This window comes from Paraburkholderia sp. Cpub6 (assembly GCF_014201065.1).
In the GTDB taxonomy this organism is placed as follows: domain Bacteria; phylum Pseudomonadota; class Gammaproteobacteria; order Burkholderiales; family Burkholderiaceae; genus Paraburkholderia; species Paraburkholderia tuberum.
The window spans coordinates 262,576-277,474 of sequence record NZ_JACHDM010000004.1 but is presented as its reverse complement, the minus strand read 5'-3'; the positions used below and the strand labels follow the sequence as shown (position 1 = coordinate 277,474).

13 protein-coding genes and 1 pseudogene are annotated in these 14,899 nt (G+C 63.2%); 3 read left to right on the top strand and 11 right to left on the bottom strand.

Annotated features, from left to right (window positions below; all coding sequences use genetic code 11):
- Position 1: 1 nt before the first annotated feature.
- The 11 genes and pseudogenes from HDG33_RS10210 to HDG33_RS10155 all read right to left on the bottom strand — a co-directional run bounded on the left by HDG33_RS10210 (position 2) and on the right by HDG33_RS10155 (position 11,072).
- A complete protein-coding gene (locus HDG33_RS10210; RefSeq protein ID WP_184025187.1) occupies positions 2-952 on the bottom strand; it encodes an alpha-E domain-containing protein in 951 nt (316 codons plus the stop codon).
- 158 nt (positions 953-1,110) lie between these two features.
- Positions 1,111-2,520, bottom strand: a complete 1,410-nt coding sequence (locus HDG33_RS10205) for a circularly permuted type 2 ATP-grasp protein (protein WP_184025184.1) — start codon at positions 2,518-2,520, stop codon at positions 1,111-1,113.
- A gap of 413 nt (positions 2,521-2,933) precedes the next feature.
- The gene (locus HDG33_RS10200; RefSeq protein WP_090807144.1) at positions 2,934-3,386 is read right to left on the bottom strand and encodes an HU family DNA-binding protein; all 453 of its coding nucleotides are present in this window, start codon (positions 3,384-3,386) and stop codon (positions 2,934-2,936) included.
- A gap of 375 nt (positions 3,387-3,761) precedes the next feature.
- Positions 3,762-4,244, bottom strand: a pseudogene (locus tag HDG33_RS10195) (PLP-dependent aminotransferase family protein); the annotation flags it as partial.
- Positions 4,245-4,397: 153 nt separating this feature from the next.
- Positions 4,398-4,697 carry a hypothetical protein gene (locus tag HDG33_RS10185; protein WP_184025170.1) on the bottom strand — a complete coding sequence of 100 codons (300 nt, stop codon included), beginning with the start codon at positions 4,695-4,697 and terminating at the stop codon, positions 4,398-4,400.
- Positions 4,698-4,785: 88 nt separating this feature from the next.
- A complete protein-coding gene (panE, locus tag HDG33_RS10180) occupies positions 4,786-5,721 on the bottom strand; it encodes a 2-dehydropantoate 2-reductase (RefSeq protein ID WP_184025167.1) in 936 nt (311 codons plus the stop codon).
- 230 nt (positions 5,722-5,951) lie between these two features.
- Positions 5,952-7,373 (bottom strand): efflux transporter outer membrane subunit, encoded by a 1,422-nt coding sequence (locus HDG33_RS10175; RefSeq protein WP_184025164.1) that lies wholly within the window; start codon positions 7,371-7,373, stop codon positions 5,952-5,954.
- Positions 7,374-7,382: 9 nt separating this feature from the next.
- Positions 7,383-8,954, bottom strand: a complete 1,572-nt coding sequence (locus HDG33_RS10170; RefSeq protein ID WP_184025161.1) for a DHA2 family efflux MFS transporter permease subunit — start codon at positions 8,952-8,954, stop codon at positions 7,383-7,385.
- Between the two features lie 7 nt (positions 8,955-8,961).
- Positions 8,962-10,062, bottom strand: coding sequence for an HlyD family secretion protein (locus HDG33_RS10165; protein WP_184025158.1), 1,101 nt, complete (start codon positions 10,060-10,062; stop codon positions 8,962-8,964).
- Between the two features lie 81 nt (positions 10,063-10,143).
- A complete protein-coding gene (locus HDG33_RS10160) occupies positions 10,144-10,566 on the bottom strand; it encodes a MarR family winged helix-turn-helix transcriptional regulator (protein WP_184025155.1) in 423 nt (140 codons plus the stop codon).
- An 83-nt stretch (positions 10,567-10,649) separates the two neighbouring features.
- The gene (locus tag HDG33_RS10155; protein WP_090807156.1) at positions 10,650-11,072 is read right to left on the bottom strand and encodes a MarR family winged helix-turn-helix transcriptional regulator; all 423 of its coding nucleotides are present in this window, start codon (positions 11,070-11,072) and stop codon (positions 10,650-10,652) included.
- A gap of 418 nt (positions 11,073-11,490) precedes the next feature.
- Between HDG33_RS10155 and HDG33_RS10150 the strand changes: the two genes are divergently transcribed.
- Genes HDG33_RS10150 through HDG33_RS10140 form a run of 3 tightly spaced genes read left to right on the top strand, consistent with a single transcriptional unit; the run spans position 11,491 to position 14,879 of the window.
- On the top strand, positions 11,491-13,836 hold the full coding sequence (locus HDG33_RS10150) for a TonB-dependent receptor (protein WP_184025153.1): 2,346 nt from the start codon (positions 11,491-11,493) through the stop codon (positions 13,834-13,836).
- 21 nt (positions 13,837-13,857) lie between these two features.
- Positions 13,858-14,481 (top strand): MotA/TolQ/ExbB proton channel family protein, encoded by a 624-nt coding sequence (locus tag HDG33_RS10145; RefSeq protein ID WP_184025150.1) that lies wholly within the window; start codon positions 13,858-13,860, stop codon positions 14,479-14,481.
- A complete protein-coding gene (locus HDG33_RS10140) occupies positions 14,481-14,879 on the top strand; it encodes a biopolymer transporter ExbD (protein WP_184007118.1) in 399 nt (132 codons plus the stop codon). The genes HDG33_RS10145 and HDG33_RS10140 overlap by 1 nt, the downstream gene beginning before the upstream one ends.
- Positions 14,880-14,899: the final 20 nt, after the last annotated feature.

Sequence of the window (14,899 nt, the reverse complement as noted above, 5' to 3'; positions counted from 1 at the left end):
GTCAGGCCACTGGCAGCATCAGATAAGTACGCGCCACCAGATTGCCCAGATCGAACACGCGAGCGAGGAACTGCGTCAGATAGGCGTGCAGACCGCTTTCGAAAATCTGCCGGATGTCGGCATACAACAGCTCGGCGCGCAGCTTGCCGGCGAAGCGCTCGCACTGGTTCGAGCCCGATGTGCGCAGCATCGCGAGATTGCTGCACACGCCGTCGAGCGAGGCGAGCAGCGAGCGCGGCATCTGCTGATTGAGGATCATCAGCTCGACGACGCGCGCGGGCGTCACGACGTCGCGATATACCCTGCGGTAGATCTCGAGCGCCGACACCGAACTCAGGATCGAGGTCCAGTAATAGAAGTCCTCGAGCTGGCGCGCCGCGTCACGTGAATTCGGCTCGACGTTCGCGAAACGCACATCGAGAATCCGCGCGGTGTTGTCGGCGCGCTCCAGATACGTGCCTAGCTGCGTGAAGAAGAACGCGTCGTCCTGCAGCGCGGTGCCGATCGTCACGCCGCGCGACAGATGCGAGCGGAACTTGACCCACTCGAACAACGAGCCCGGATTGCTCGCGGCCTGCCCGCTCGCGAGCCGCTCGTTGAATTCGAGCCACGTGTCGTTGATGGTTTCCCACCACTCGGTCGTCAGCGTGCCGCGCACCGCGCGGGCGTTTTCACGCGCGGCCTGCAGGCACGAATGAATGCTCGACGGATTACTTGCGTCGGCGACCATGAAGTCGAGCATGTGGTCGCGGGTCGGTTCGTCGTAGCGCTGCTCGAAGGCGCTTTCGAGCTCGGAGATGCGCAGCACCGAGCGCTGCGCGCGAGCCTCCTGTTCGGCCGTCTGCGGCAGCAGTTGCGCCTTCAGGTTGATGTCGAGCATGCGGGCGGTGTTCTCCGCACGCTCCATATAGCGGGCCATCCAGAAGAGGTGATCGGCGGTTCGGCTAAGCATGACGACGTTCCATGTCTGTGATCTGAACGCGCGAGGCCTTCGTCCGCGACGAAGGTCCGCGCTGGTTATCCGTTGAGCGCCAGCGCGCATCAGGTTGCGAGTGTCGCGCCCTGCTCTGCTCTGTTGCGAGCGAGGCGAAAAGCGCGGCGGCAACCGCGTCAGTCGACCATCCAGGTGTCCTTGGTCCCGCCTCCCTGCGATGAATTGACGACGAGCGAGCCCTCCTGCAACGCGACCCGCGTGAGGCCGCCCGCCACCATCGTGGTGGTCTTGCCCGACAGCACGAACGGCCGCAGGTCGATATGGCGCGGCGCGATGCCCGAATCGACGAAAGTCGGACACGCGGACAGCGCCAGCGTGGGCTGTGCGATATAACCGGCCGGACGCGCGATCAGCCGCTCGCGGAAGGCCTCGACTTCGGCCTTCGTCGAGGCGGGGCCGACCAGCATCCCGTAGCCGCCCGCGCCGTGCACTTCCTTGACCACCAGCTCCGGCAGATGCGCGAGCGTATAGGCGAGATCCTCGGGCTTACGGCACTGATAGGTCGGTACGTTGTTCAGAATCGGCTTTTCGCCAAGATAAAACGCGATCATGTCGGGCACGTACGGGTAGATCGATTTGTCGTCGGCGATGCCGGTGCCCATCGCGTTCGCGAGCGCGACGCGGCCGGCGCGATAGGCGGTGAGCAGACCCGGTACGCCGAGCGCGGAGTCGGGGCGAAACGCGAGCGGATCGAGAAAATCGTCGTCGACGCGCCGGTAGATCACGTCGACGCGCTTCGGTCCTTGCGTGGTGCGCATGAACACGTAGTTGTCGTCGACGAACAGATCCTTGCCTTCGACGAGCTCGACGCCCATCTGCTGCGCGAGGAACGTATGCTCGAAATACGCGGAGTTGTACATGCCCGGCGTCAGCACGACGACGACCGGATCGTCGACGCCCGCCGGCGCGACCGAGCGCAGCGTATCGAGCAGCAGGTCGGGATAATGCGCGACCGGTGCGATGCGGTTCTGCACGAACAGCTCGGGAAAGAGCCGCATCATCATCTTGCGGTTTTCGAGCATGTACGACACGCCCGACGGCACACGCAGATTGTCTTCGAGTACGTAGAATTCGCCTTCATCGCCGGCGCGCACCACGTCGACGCCCGCGATATGCGCGTAAACACCGAGCGGCACGTCGACGCCCTGCATCTCGGGACGATACTGCGCGTTGGTAAAGACCTGGTCGGCCGGCACGATGCCCGCGCGCACGATGTTGCGATCGTGATAGACGTCGTGGATAAACAGATTGAGAGCCTGCACGCGCTGTCGCAAACCCGCTTCGAGCGTCTGCCATTCGCCGCGCGGGATGATGCGCGGAATCAGATCGAAGGGAATCAGCCGCTCGGTGCCTGACAGGTCGCCGTTTACTGCGAACGTGATGCCGACGCGCCGGAACAGCAGGTCCGCTTCCGCGCGCTTGCGTGCGATCGCTTCATCGCCCTGACTGTCCAACCATCGCTCAAAGCGCGCGTAATGCGGCCGTACGCCATCGGCGTGATGGCGCATCTCGTCATAGCATCGCATGTCAGCCCCAGTCTTGTTGTCAAATAGAAGGCGAATGCGCTGCGCATTCGGTATTCGACCTTCGATCAAGCAAGCGTTATGCCATTGAATGTGTCGGGATAGAGCGCGTTGACGTGCCCCCTAACGGCGCATCCGCAGGGCGTCGGATTGCCTTGATCGTACTGTCGTGGATCATGATGCGCCAGTCAGGTGCGTATGCGCCATCAGGGAGCACACTATGAGAGGCGCGCTTGCCGTTTCGCCAATGGACTCGACGCGCACTACGAAGCGAGCGCATAAAAAAAGGCCCCGTGAATCTTCATCCACGGGGACTTCGATCACCTGCATGCAGGCGCTTTTTCGCGCACTCAAACGTCAGGCATGGTTAAACACAACAGCGCCATGCCGACGCCTGAGTCGTGCGAGCAACGCGTTCAGGCTGCCGCTGCGTCCTTCAACTTCTTCAGCGCGCGTGTCTTGATGCGCACGCTGGCCGGCTTGGCCGGGAACCAGCGCTCTTCGCCCGTGAACGGGTCCTTGCCGAAGCGCTTCTTCTTCGCCGGCACAGCCTGCACGACAATCTTCAGCAGACCCGACAGCGTGAATTCGCCAGCGCCCTTCTTGTGCACCGTGCCGAGGATCGTGTCTTCGAGCGCGGCCAACACGGCCTTGGCGGTCTTCGGTTCCACTGCAGCGCGTTCAGCGATGTGAGCTGCCAACGAGGCCTTCGTGAAGGTGTCCTTGATCGGCGACGGTGCGCCAGACGCCTTCACGGCGACCTTCTTGGCTGCGACGGCTTTCTTCGCAGGAACTTTCTTTGCAGCAACCTTCTTGGTCGGTACCGGGGCAGCAGCCTTCTTGGCCACCTTTTTTGCGGAAGTCGGCATGTTTCTCCTACCTGTTGTGGTCAGTGAATTGCTCGAAGCGCACACCGTATGTGCACGCTTCAACGCCGGATTCTACAAGCGCTAAAGCGATTTGCGCGACTCTTTTATGTATTGCGATGAAGTTTTTTGCGCGGCGCCGACGCTGCAACACGTTTTAGTCCCTGTTTTAGCGCCTAAAACGTGCGTGGCGAGCTCTTTGACATACAGGAGTAACGCTCGTTACAGTTCGTTTCGGCCGTGGTTTCGAGGCGGTTGCGTGGGGCGAGCCGGTGTTTTCGCCCCTTGAAACAGGGCATTTTCTTCGTTTGACGGGTCAAGCAACGCACCCCCCAACGTTTCGACGATGCCTACGCCTCGCTTGCGGCGAGCTCCGTTTCAGCGTGCGACGCGCTGCAGGATGTCGGCGAGCGTCGTCAGCGCCGTGTCGATATGTTCGGCCGCGATGCTGCCATAGCCGAAGATCAACCCAGGCTGCGGTGTCACGCGATGGTGAAATGGCGCGAGTCCATAGAGGCCGATCGACGCTTGACGCGCGGCGGCAACGAGCACCTCTTCGCCGAGCGACGCCAACGGCCCCTTGAGCCGCGCCGCCAGATGGATGCCGGCGCTCGGCACGATCGGCTCGAACCAGCGCGCGAGATCGCCTTGCAGATGCTCGAGCAGCATCGCGCGGCGGGCCGCGTAAGCCTTGTGCATGCGCCGCAGATGGCGCGCGAAGTCGCCATTGAGCATAAACGACGCGAGCGCCGTTTGCGTCAGCGTCCAGCCGTGACAATCGGCGATCTGCCGCGCCTTCAGCAGCGGGCCGTGCAACGACGCGGGCGGCACCAGGTAGCCGATGCGCAGCTCGGGGAAGAGCCGGATACGGTATGGGACGCGGTGAAGCCGCATTTCAGCGAGCAGGAAATCAGCGACCTGACGCCGCTGATCGTTGCGATCAACGGCTGGAACCGCATTGCGGTCTCGTTCAGGAAGATGCCGGAGTAAGCAGCGGCGCGTCTTCGCTGAGCTTCAGAAGATCACGGAGACCGCCACCGCGAGCCAGATCGCGGTCACGCCCGCGAGAAACAGATGCCGCGCGATACGCACGCGTGAGTCGCTGTTCTCCGGCTCGACGGGACTCGTCGCCATCCATGGCACGAGGCCCAGGCACGCGAAGCCGGCCAGCGCGAGCACAAAGACCAAAACGTCGGCCTTGTGCCAGGCAGTCGGCTCATACATACCCCAGTAGCCGAGAAACACGATGCCGATCGAGAACACGGTCGCGGAAGCGGCGCTGAGCGCGGGCACCGATCCAGTTGGAGCCGGCATGCTTGACCTCCGATCGTCAGGTTGCGGCGGCGCTCGCGTGCGTCGCGCCATCCGCCCGATCCGCGTTCGCGTCGGCCGCGGCGAGCCGTCAGGAAGTGCGGGTCTGGCGAGCTTCGTACGTCTTCAGATGACTATAGGCGATGCGCAGCAGCGACACGCCGTGTTCGCCCTTTTGCGCGTCGCCGCCGCGCGAGATCAGGTCGCCAAGGATATGATCCGCCTCGGTGTGCGAGCGGTTTTCGACGTCGCGCAGCATCGACGCGGTCAGCGGCGACGGCGTCAGCAGCACCTGGGTGGCGCGCACGTCGAAGTCCGCGGCCATCGTGAAGCCGTTGTGCTCGGCCGCCGCGCGGCATTCGCCGAGCAGATTCTCAATCACGCGCTTGCCGTCCGGCGCAGCCAGAATATCGCCGACCGACCCGCGCATCAAGCACGTACTCGCGGCCAAGGTGGCGAGGAACACCCATTTTTCCCACATGCGCAGCAGGATGTTGTCGCTGATTGCGACGTCGAAGTTCGCGCCGGACATTGCATCGGCAATCGCCTCGGTGCGCTCCGAGGTGCCGCCCACGAGTTCGCCGAACGTGATCGCGTGCATGTCGTTCAGATGCACGATGTGCTGCTCGGCATCGAGCGTCGCGGCGATCACGCACTGACCGCCGAGCACGCGCTCCTTGCCGAAGCTCGCGGTCAGCACGTCGATATGGCGCATGCCGTTGAGCATCGGTAGGATCAGCGTGTCTTCGCCGACGAACGGCGTGAACGAATCGATCGCGTCGTCGAGACTGTAGGCCTTGCAGCTCAGCAGCACGAGGTCGAACGGCTCGGCGGCGACACCGGCCAGTATCGTCTTCACGTCGGGCAACTGGAGATTGCCGCGCGGGCTGTTGATGACGAGGCCGTCGCTCCGTAGCTTTTCCGCGCGACCGGCGCGTACGAGGAAGGTCACGTCCTGCCCGGCCGCCGCCAGACGTCCGCCGAAATAACCGCCTACCGCGCCCGCTCCCACTACCAGAATTCGCATCTTGAGCCTCTTGAAAGATTTCGATTTGCCGATCATGCGCGTCGCTGGCGGACGCATCTTCATGGTGCCGCGTATTCGGTGCTTGTGCAGGAATGTAGCAAAGATTGGGGGATCGGTTCCGGGAGTGTTGCCAGCAGGCGGGTGGTGTCGGCCAGATGGTGCGTGCGAGGCACGATTGCGAAACACTTGATCGGACTTCAACCCTCCCATACGCTTTCATGTCGGTGCCGTCACTGCGCCGCCACCGTTTCCCCCTGCTCCCACCCGCCCCCCAGCGACCGGTACAGCGCGATCGCCGAAAGCGCGTGCTCGCGACGGGCCTGGTTGAGCGACTCCGAGTCGCGCAGATACGCTTCCTGCGCGTCGAGCACATCAAGGAAGCTCGACGCACCGCCCTTATACAGCTCGGTCGACAAACGCAACGCGTGATTCGACGCATCGAGCGCACCGGCCAGGCGCTGCACCTGCACCGCGCCGCTGACGAGATCGCTGCGATTGTCCTCGACTTCCTTCAGCGCCTGCAACATCGTCTGTTGCAAGCCGAGCTGCGATTCGCGCATGCGGCTCTCGCTCGCGTCGATGTTCGCGGTGATGCGCCCGGCGTTGAAGATCGGGCTCGTCGCATTCAACGCAGCGCTGAACAGATTGTCGGTCAGCGTCGGCAAGCCAAGGTACGACGACGCGAGCAGCCCATTCGTCAGGTTGATCTTGAACTGCGGATAGCGCTGCGCCTTCGATACCCCCACTTCCGCCGCACGCTGTTCGACGAGCGCATAGGCGGTGCGCACGTCGGGTCGATGCAGCAACGCGTCGGACGGCAACACCTGCGGCGCGCTTTGCGCAGGCACCGGAATCTCGCGCGCGTTGGAAAGCAGCAGCGTATCGAGGCTTTCCGGCGTACGTCCCGAATACACGGCGATCAGACTCAGTTGATGCTGCACCGCCGATTGCATACGCGGAATCTGCGCCTGCAAGTCCTGCAACTGATTCTGCGCGCGGGCGACGTCGAGCTGCGTCGACAGGCCGTAATGCAGACGCTCCTGCGTGAGCTTCAGCGCGCGGCTGCGAATCTGCTCGTTGTCGTCGAGGATCTGCAATTGCGCCTGCGCCCAGCGTAGATCGATATACGCAGCCGCCGTGTTCGCGGCGAGCGCGAGCCGCAACTGGTTCAGCGCCGCAACGCTACCCGACACCTGCGCCTGCGAGGCGAGCACCGCGAGACGTTCGCCGCCGAACACGTCCGGCGTCCAGCTCGCGGCGAGGCCGAAGCCGGCCTGGCGCACATAGCCGAGCGGCGGCGGCGTGTTCTGCCGCTCGGTCGATGCGCCCGCGTTCGCATTCAGCTCCGGCAGCAGCGCCGCGCGATTCTGCGTCACCAGGTCCTGCGACTGCTTCACGCGTTCGGCCGCGGCCCGCACGTCGAGGTTGCCGGTCAGCACCGATTCGATCAGCTGATGCATGACCGGGTCGCCGAATTGCGCCCACCAGGCATCGGTGTTCACGCTGTCTTGCGGCGCGTCGACGCTCCACGCGGCCGGCGCGAGCGTCTGCACCGTATGCGGCAAATCCGCGTGCGTCGCGGGTTGCACCGCGCAGGCCGCGAGCGTCAGGAACGCCGCGCTCGCCAGTAACCTCATCACGATTCGTTTCATGTTGGTCTCCTAATGGGCATCGGGCGGGGGCGCGGTGTTGCCGAACGGGCGCGAAAACAGCACGCTCAGCAAGCCGACCACGAAGCACAGCGCAACCGCCAAAAAGGCGTCCGAGAATGCGAGCACCAGCGCTTCGCGCATCAATGCCGCGTGCAATTCGGCGAGCCCCGCACTCGCGGCGTTCAAGACATCACCACCAACAGCCGACAGATACTCGGCCTGCTTCTGCAAGATCGATTCGACGACCGGACGGCCCGCATTCAGATGTTCGTCGAGCCGTTCGTAGTGCAGGTTCAGACGGTCGTTCAACATCGTGCTGCTGACCGCGATGCCGATCGCACCGCCGAGATTGCGCATCAGATTGAACAGCCCGCTCGCGGAGCGCAGCCGCGACGGCGGCAACGCACCCAGCGCCATCGTCACGATCGGCGGAATACAGAATTGCTGGCCAATTCCGCGCAACGCTTGCGGAATCAGCAACTGCTGCCAGCCCCATTGGTTCGTCAACGGCACGTACAGATAGCAGCCGATGCCAAACAGCGCGAGTCCGAACACCATCAGCATGCGCATATCGACGAAGCGCGCGAGCGTCGAGTAGGCGGCCAGCGCGAGCAACTGAAAACAGCCAACGGACAGCAACGCGAGACCAATCTGCAACGAATCGAAGCCGCGCACGCGCGCAAGAAACACCGGCGTCAGAAACACGGTGCAGAAGATTCCGATCCCGGTAATGAACGACAGCAGACTGCCGATACCGAAATTGCGCAACGCCAGTGCGCGCAGATCGACGATCGGTTCCTTCGCGGTGAACGCATGCACGAGGAACAGAAACCCGCAGATCGCCGCGACCCACGCGCACAGAACGATCACGTCGTCGCCGAACCAGTTTTTGCGCGGTCCCTCTTCGAGCACGTATTCGAGGCAACCGAGAAAACCCGACATCAGCAAGATGCCGAAGTAGTCGCCCTTTTTCAGCAAGGACAGATCGACCTTGTCGATATGCACGTACTTCGGCACCAACAGCGTGACGGCGACGCCGGGTACCAGGTTCAGATAGAACAGCCAGTGCCACGACCATTGCGACGTGATCCAGCCGCCGATCACCGGGCCGATCGTCGGCGCAAGCGACGCAAGCGCGCCGATCGTCGTCGACGCGATCAAACGCTGCTTGCCGGGAAACAGCACGAACGCGGTCGTGAACACGGTCGGGATCATTGCGGCACCGAGCGCGCCTTGCAGACCGCGAAACAGGATCATCGAGTTGATGTCCCACGCGAGACCGCACAGCATGCTGGTGACCGTGAAGCCGAACGCGGAGAAGGTGAAGACCCAGCGCGTCGAGAACACGCGCGTGAGCCACCCCGACATCGGAATCACGATGATCTCCGCGATCAGATACGAGGTCTGCACCCAGGAGAGTTCATCCTGACTGGCGGACAGTCCGCCGCCGATATCGCGCAGCGACGATGCGACGATCTGGATATCGAGCGTCGCCATGAAAAAGCCGACGCACATCAGCGCGAATGCGAAGACCTTGGTGCGGGTCGGCTGGTCGGCGGGGTTGTCAAAAGCGTGAGTCATGATCGGTTCATCCCTGCGCGGCCGGACGGCCCGCATCGAGGTGCACTTTCACGGTCGCGGACAGTCCCGGACGCAGCACGCCCTGCATGTCCTTCGGCACGTCGAGGCGCACGCGCACCGGCACGCGCTGCACGATCTTCGTGAAGTTGCCGGTCGCGTTTTCCGCCGGCAAGACGCTGAAGGTCGCACCGGTCGCCGGTGCAAGACTGTCGACCACGCCGTGCAGCGTTGTGCTCGACGCATCGAGTTCGACGTCGACGCTGTCGCCCGAATGCATTTTGCGCAGCTGATCTTCCTTGAAGTTCGCGTCGATCCATAAACCGCTCGCCGGCACGACGGTCAGCAGCGACACGCCCGTGTTGGCGAGCAGCCCAACGCGAGCGGTGCGATTGCCGACATAGCCATCGATCGGCGAGCGGATCGTCGTGTACTCGACGTTCAACGCGGCGACGCGCTGCGCGGCCTGCGCGGTCGCGATGCGCGCTTTCGCGTCGCCGATCTGAGCGTCGAGCACCGCGATCTGGCGTTGCGCCGCGAGCAGCGCCGCGCTGCTGCGATCGACCGCCGCGCGCGCTTTGGCCAGATCGGCGTCGGCCTTCTCGACGACCTGGTTCGACACCGCGTCGTCTTTCACGAGCTCGCGGTAGCGCGTCTGGTCGGCGGCGCTGCGTGTGAGCTCGGCGCCCGACGCGCGGACCTCGGCGGCCTGCTCGTTGATCGCCGCGAGTTGCAGTGATTTCTTCGCTTCGAGTTCGGTGACGGCGGCCTGCGCGCTCTCCACTTCAGCGCTGGCCTGGGCGAGGCGCGCGTCGTAGTCGCGGGCATCGAGACGCACGAGCACCTGGTTGGCGTGCACGAACTCGTTGTCGTGCACGAGCACGTCGGTGACGAAGCCGTTGACCTTCGGCGCCATCACCGTGACGTCGCCGCCGACGTACGCATCGTCGGTGCTCTCGACGAAGCGGCCGACGAAGAACCAGTACGAAGTGGCAAGCGCCAACACGACGAGAACGGAGAGGATCGCGAGCAGCATCCACGGGATACGCCGCGCCTGTCTGACGGGTTGTACCGCGCTTGGCGGCGCGACGGTCGAAGGAGTTGTGGACATGGTGTCGATATGTGCGTATGCACTCTTCAGATTGAAAAAAACGGCGCAGTGCGCCGGCCTCCGCTATCTTCAGCGTTTATGTCAAAGCGTATCCCGGGTGATCGCAAACAGCTCGGTGCGCAGTGCAGCCGCGCGCTCCTCGCCGAAGCGGTGCTCGAACTCGGCCTGTGCGGCATACCAATGAGCGCGGCCTGCGTCTTGCCGCTCTTCGCCCGCGGCGGTCAGCGAGATCAGCAGCGCGCGCGCATCCGCGCCCATCGCCTCGCTCGACACCAGCCCGTCGCGTCGCAGCGGTTGAATCGTACGGACCAGCGTGGTGCGCTGCATGCGCATGGCCTCGGCAATCTGCTTCATCGTCATCGGACCGGTGCGCTTCAGGCGCCCCAGCAGCGAAAACTGCGTGATGGTCAGCCCGACATTCGACAGGTGCCGGTCGTAGATCTGCGATACGTGACGCGCGGCCTGGCGGATCGCAAAGCAGTCGTCGTCGAAAAGCGCTTCCATTCGCTTCACTTCCTTTGCTCGTTAGTGCATATGCACATTAAGAGGCGTCATAAAACCCGCCGAAGCGGGTTCCTGCGCGCGATCTAACCGGTGATGCTGAACAGCTCGGTACGCAGCGTCTTTGCGCGGGCGCGGCCGAACTTCTTTTCGAATTCGTCCTGTGCGGCGCGCCATGCGACGGAGGCCTGATCGAACGTCGTCTCGCCTTTTTCCGTCAGGCTGAACAGCAACGTGCGGTTGTCGTGGTCCGCCGCCTCGGCCAGCACGAGGCCGTCGCGCTGCAAGGGCTTCATCGCGCGGACCAGCGTGGTGCGCTCCATCACCATCGCGTCCGCGAGCTCCGCCATAGGCAGGTTCGGTGTGCGCGCGAGCTTCGCGAGGATCGTGAACTGCGCAGCGGTCAGCCCGACGCTGCCGAGATGGCGCTCGTACATCTGCGTGACGTGCCGCGCCGCCTGGCGCAGCGCGAAGCAGTTGCATTCGTCGTAGGAGAGAGGACGGTTCATGGAGCGAAGTTTATGTGTGCATATGCACTGTGTCAAGTTTTTCGAATTGCAATGGGCAAATGCCTCACCCGTAGCGCTATGGCGGCCTTCATCTTGCGACTTGCCAGCTGTAATTGTTATGTTATAACATGCCGAAAAATTGGCACTCCAGCCCTGCCGTTTTTTCACACGGGCCCACTGCGACGTCCAACAAAATCCGTCCGACCTATGAGCGGACAGTCCATGCTCAACGACCACTTATGACCGTCATCGCCATTACCGTTCTCATCGAAAAGTAGGCCCGATCGACGGGCCTGCTATCGCGCGTCGTCAACCTCCAGTTCGCCTGTCCTTCCCCTGCCGGCCAGGGGCGAGGTGGGCGAGCTTTTGCCGAACGCTTCTGTTCATCAACGTATCGTCCATAGCGCGAGCAACAACAATGAAAAAACGCACACTGACCGCACAGGCGGCGATCGTGTTCTGTACCGCCATCTCGAACGCATGGGGCGCGCCGAGCAACGCCATATTGACGGGCACGGTCTCCGATCCCGCGGGCCGACCCGTCGCTCACGCGAAAGTGGAGGTACAGGACGCGAGCGGCGCCTCCATTGGCACGTCGAACACGGACACGTCGGGCCACTTCTCGATCGACGGCGTGGCGCCCGGCACCTATGCGGTCGTCGTCACCGCGGCCGGTTTTGCAAGCGGCAGCAGCATCGCGACCGCCCAGTCCGGCGCCCCGGCGAGCGTCAGCGTACAACTGCAAAAGAGCGACACACTCGACGTGCAGGTCAACGCACAACGTCTGAACGCTGCCCGCAACGGCTTGCTGCCCGAAACGGGCAGCAGCGTCTATCGCTTCACGCAGGCGGACATCGACACGATGCCGGCGGGCGCGAACACGCCGCTCAATCAGGTGCTGCTGCAAGCGCCCGGCGTCGCCAACGACTCGTACGGCCAGTTGCACGTGCGCGGCGAGCACGCCAATCTGCAATACCGGATCAACGGCATCATCATTCCGGAGCCGATCAGCGGCTTCGGCCAGTCGTTCGACACGCGCATCATCGATCAAATGAACCTGCTCACGGGCGCCCTGCCCGCGCAGTACGGCTACCGCACGGCCGGCATCGTCGACATCCGCACCAAATCGGGCGACATGGGCAGCGGCGGCTCGATCGACGTATTCGGCGGCAGCCATCAGACCGTCAAAACGAGTGCCGACGTGTTCGGCAGCGAGGGACCGTTCAGCTACTACCTGAGCGGCTCGCTCGGCATGAACAATCTCGGCATCGAGAATCCGACGGCGAGCGCCAATGCGATTCACGATCACACGCGCCAGGGCGATGCGTTCGGCTATCTGTCGTATCTGATCAATCCGCTCACGCGTGTGAGTCTGTTGTTCGGCGCGACCAGCAACCAGTTCGAGATTCCGAACACGCCGGGGCTCACGCCGAACTTCGCGCTCAACGGCCACAGCACGTTCGATTCGTCGCAACTGAACGAAACGCAATCGGAGCTGAACAATTTCGCGGCGCTCGCGCTTCAAGGCACCAACGGCGGCGCGCTCGATTACCAGGTCGCCTTCTTTACGCGCTATACGCGCACGAAGTTCAATCCCGATCCGATCGGCGACCTGATGTTCAACGGCGTGGCATCGGAGGACTTCCATAGCAACACAGCCAACGGCGTGCAGGTCGATACGACCTGGCGCATCAACGACAGTCACACGGTTCGCACGGGCGTCTTCTTCCAGCAGGAACACGCGATATTCGACAATAACGTGTCTGTGTTCCCCGCCGACGCGGACGGCAACCAGCTCTCCGACGTGCCCTTCAACATCCAGGACAGCAGCAGCAAGACCGGCTATCTGTACAGCCTGTACGCGCAGGACGAATGGAAGCTGACCGACCGGCTCACGCTGAACTATGGCTTGCGCTACGACCGCATGGACGAGTACACGAGCGCGAGCCAGTTGAGCCCACGCGTCGGCCTCGTCTACACGCTCACGTCGTCGACGACGCTGCACGCCGGCTACGCGCGCTACTTCACGCCGCCGCCGTTCGAACTCGTGTCCGGCTCGACGATATCGAAGTTCGACGGCACGACGAATCAGAGTTCGGTAACGCAGAACGATCCCGTAAAGCCGGAACGCAGCCACTATTTCGATCTCGGCATCACGCAGAAACTCGGCCCTGCCGTCACGCTCGGACTCGACGCGTACTACAAGAAATCGACCGACCTGCTCGACGAAGGACAGTTCGGCTCCGCGCTGATCTACGCGCCGTTCAACTACCAGTACGGCAGAACGTATGGCGTCGAATTCACCGCCAACTACAAACAGGACAATCTCTCCGCGTATCTGAACCTCGCGTATAGCCGCGCGCAAGGCAAGAACATCAACTCCGCGCAGTTCAATTTCGGTGCGGACGAACTGGCGTACATCTCGAACAACTGGGTGTACCTCGATCACGACCAGCGCGTGACCGCATCGTTCGGCGCGGCATACGACTTCCACCAAACCACCTTCACGTTCGACGGAATCGTCGGCTCCGGCCTGCGCAGCGGCTTTGCGAACACCGATCGCCTGCCCGTCTATGCGCAGTTCAACCTCGGCGTCATCCAGCACTTCAACGAGCCGATGATCGGCAAGTTCGACGCGCGTCTGGTGGTGATCAACGCATTCAACCGCGTGTACGAGTTGCGTGACGGCTCGGGCATCGGCGTCGGCGCGCCGCAGTACGGTCCGCATTTCGCGGTTTATGCGGGCGTAACCAAGTACTTCTGATCGACGGCAGGGAGAACCATCATGCAGGAATGGACAGGCTTTATCGCGGCGATGCGCACCGGCGGATGGATCATGTATCCGCTCAGCGTGCTCGGCGTGCTCGCATTGACCATCATCATCGAGCGGGCGTATGTGTTTGCCCGCTTCGCAAGCGCACCGGCGCGTGTTTTGCAACCCACGTCGTCAGCCGATGACAACCGTCTCGACGGTCTCGCCCCGCACCACGCGTTTCGGCGCATGGCCGCGCCGTGGCTGTCGGAATCCGACTCGCCGCTGTGGCTGCGCGAGGCGTCGGCGCAATCGATCGCATCGCAGATCGAGCGCGACATGGGCCGCGGTCTGTGGCTACTGGAGACGATCGTCACGGCGGCGCCGCTGCTCGGCTTGCTCGGCACGATCGTCGGGATGATGAAGTCATTCCAGCTGTTCGGCGGCAATGGGCTCGTCGATCCGGGCGGTGTCACGGGCGGGGTGGCGCAGTCGCTGGTGGCGACCGCGATCGGACTCATCGTCGCGGTCTTCGCACTGTTCGCGTTCAACTATTTTTCACGGCGGCTCGAGCGTCTGATGGATGAACTCGAACTATTCGCCAACGCGCGACTCAGCGCGCTGCGCCTGCAACAAGAGGCGCGAGGCGAGCGCTGATGAAACTCAAACGCTCGCGCGCCTCGCGGCGCGGCCGCATCGAAATCATTCCGATGATCGACGTGATGTTCTTTCTGCTCGCGACCTTCATGCTCGCCTCGCTGGCGATGCAACGTCTCGACGCGGTGCGGATCAATCTGCCTTCGGGACGCGCGCAGCCGATCAGCACGAGCGAGCCGCTGACGATATCGGTGAACGGCAACGACGAGGTCTCGGTCAATCGCCACGTCGTTCGCGCGGATCAGATCGAGCCTGAAGTGAAGCGCCTGCTGCGCGCGGACGGCAACGTCGTCATCGCGGCCGACGATCACGCGGGTCACGGCGCGGTCGTGCAGGCCATGCTCGCGGCGCGACGCGCGGGCGCCGAACACTTTCTGATCGCCGTGCATCGTGATTAAAGCTTGCCGCGAGCTGTCCG

Excerpts from the sequence above, each read along its gene's own strand:
- HDG33_RS10160 (WP_184025155.1), bottom strand. The coding sequence starts at position 10,566 with ATGGAAGCGCTTTTCGACGACGACTGCTTTGCGATCCGCCAGGCCGCG.
- panE (WP_184025167.1), bottom strand. The coding sequence starts at position 5,721 with ATGCGAATTCTGGTAGTGGGAGCGGGCGCGGTAGGCGGTTATTTCGGC.
- HDG33_RS10175 (WP_184025164.1), bottom strand. The coding sequence starts at position 7,373 with ATGAAACGAATCGTGATGAGGTTACTGGCGAGCGCGGCGTTCCTGACG.
- HDG33_RS10165 (WP_184025158.1), bottom strand. The coding sequence starts at position 10,062 with ATGTCCACAACTCCTTCGACCGTCGCGCCGCCAAGCGCGGTACAACCC.
- HDG33_RS10145 (WP_184025150.1), top strand. The coding sequence starts at position 13,858 with ATGCAGGAATGGACAGGCTTTATCGCGGCGATGCGCACCGGCGGATGG.
- HDG33_RS10200 (WP_090807144.1), bottom strand. The coding sequence starts at position 3,386 with ATGCCGACTTCCGCAAAAAAGGTGGCCAAGAAGGCTGCTGCCCCGGTA.
- HDG33_RS10185 (WP_184025170.1), bottom strand. The coding sequence starts at position 4,697 with ATGCCGGCTCCAACTGGATCGGTGCCCGCGCTCAGCGCCGCTTCCGCG.
- HDG33_RS10155 (WP_090807156.1), bottom strand. The coding sequence starts at position 11,072 with ATGAACCGTCCTCTCTCCTACGACGAATGCAACTGCTTCGCGCTGCGC.
- HDG33_RS10170 (WP_184025161.1), bottom strand. The coding sequence starts at position 8,954 with ATGACTCACGCTTTTGACAACCCCGCCGACCAGCCGACCCGCACCAAG.
- HDG33_RS10140 (WP_184007118.1), top strand. The coding sequence starts at position 14,481 with ATGAAACTCAAACGCTCGCGCGCCTCGCGGCGCGGCCGCATCGAAATC.
- HDG33_RS10205 (WP_184025184.1), bottom strand. The coding sequence starts at position 2,520 with ATGCGATGCTATGACGAGATGCGCCATCACGCCGATGGCGTACGGCCG.
- HDG33_RS10150 (WP_184025153.1), top strand. The coding sequence starts at position 11,491 with ATGAAAAAACGCACACTGACCGCACAGGCGGCGATCGTGTTCTGTACC.
- HDG33_RS10210 (WP_184025187.1), bottom strand. The coding sequence starts at position 952 with ATGCTTAGCCGAACCGCCGATCACCTCTTCTGGATGGCCCGCTATATG.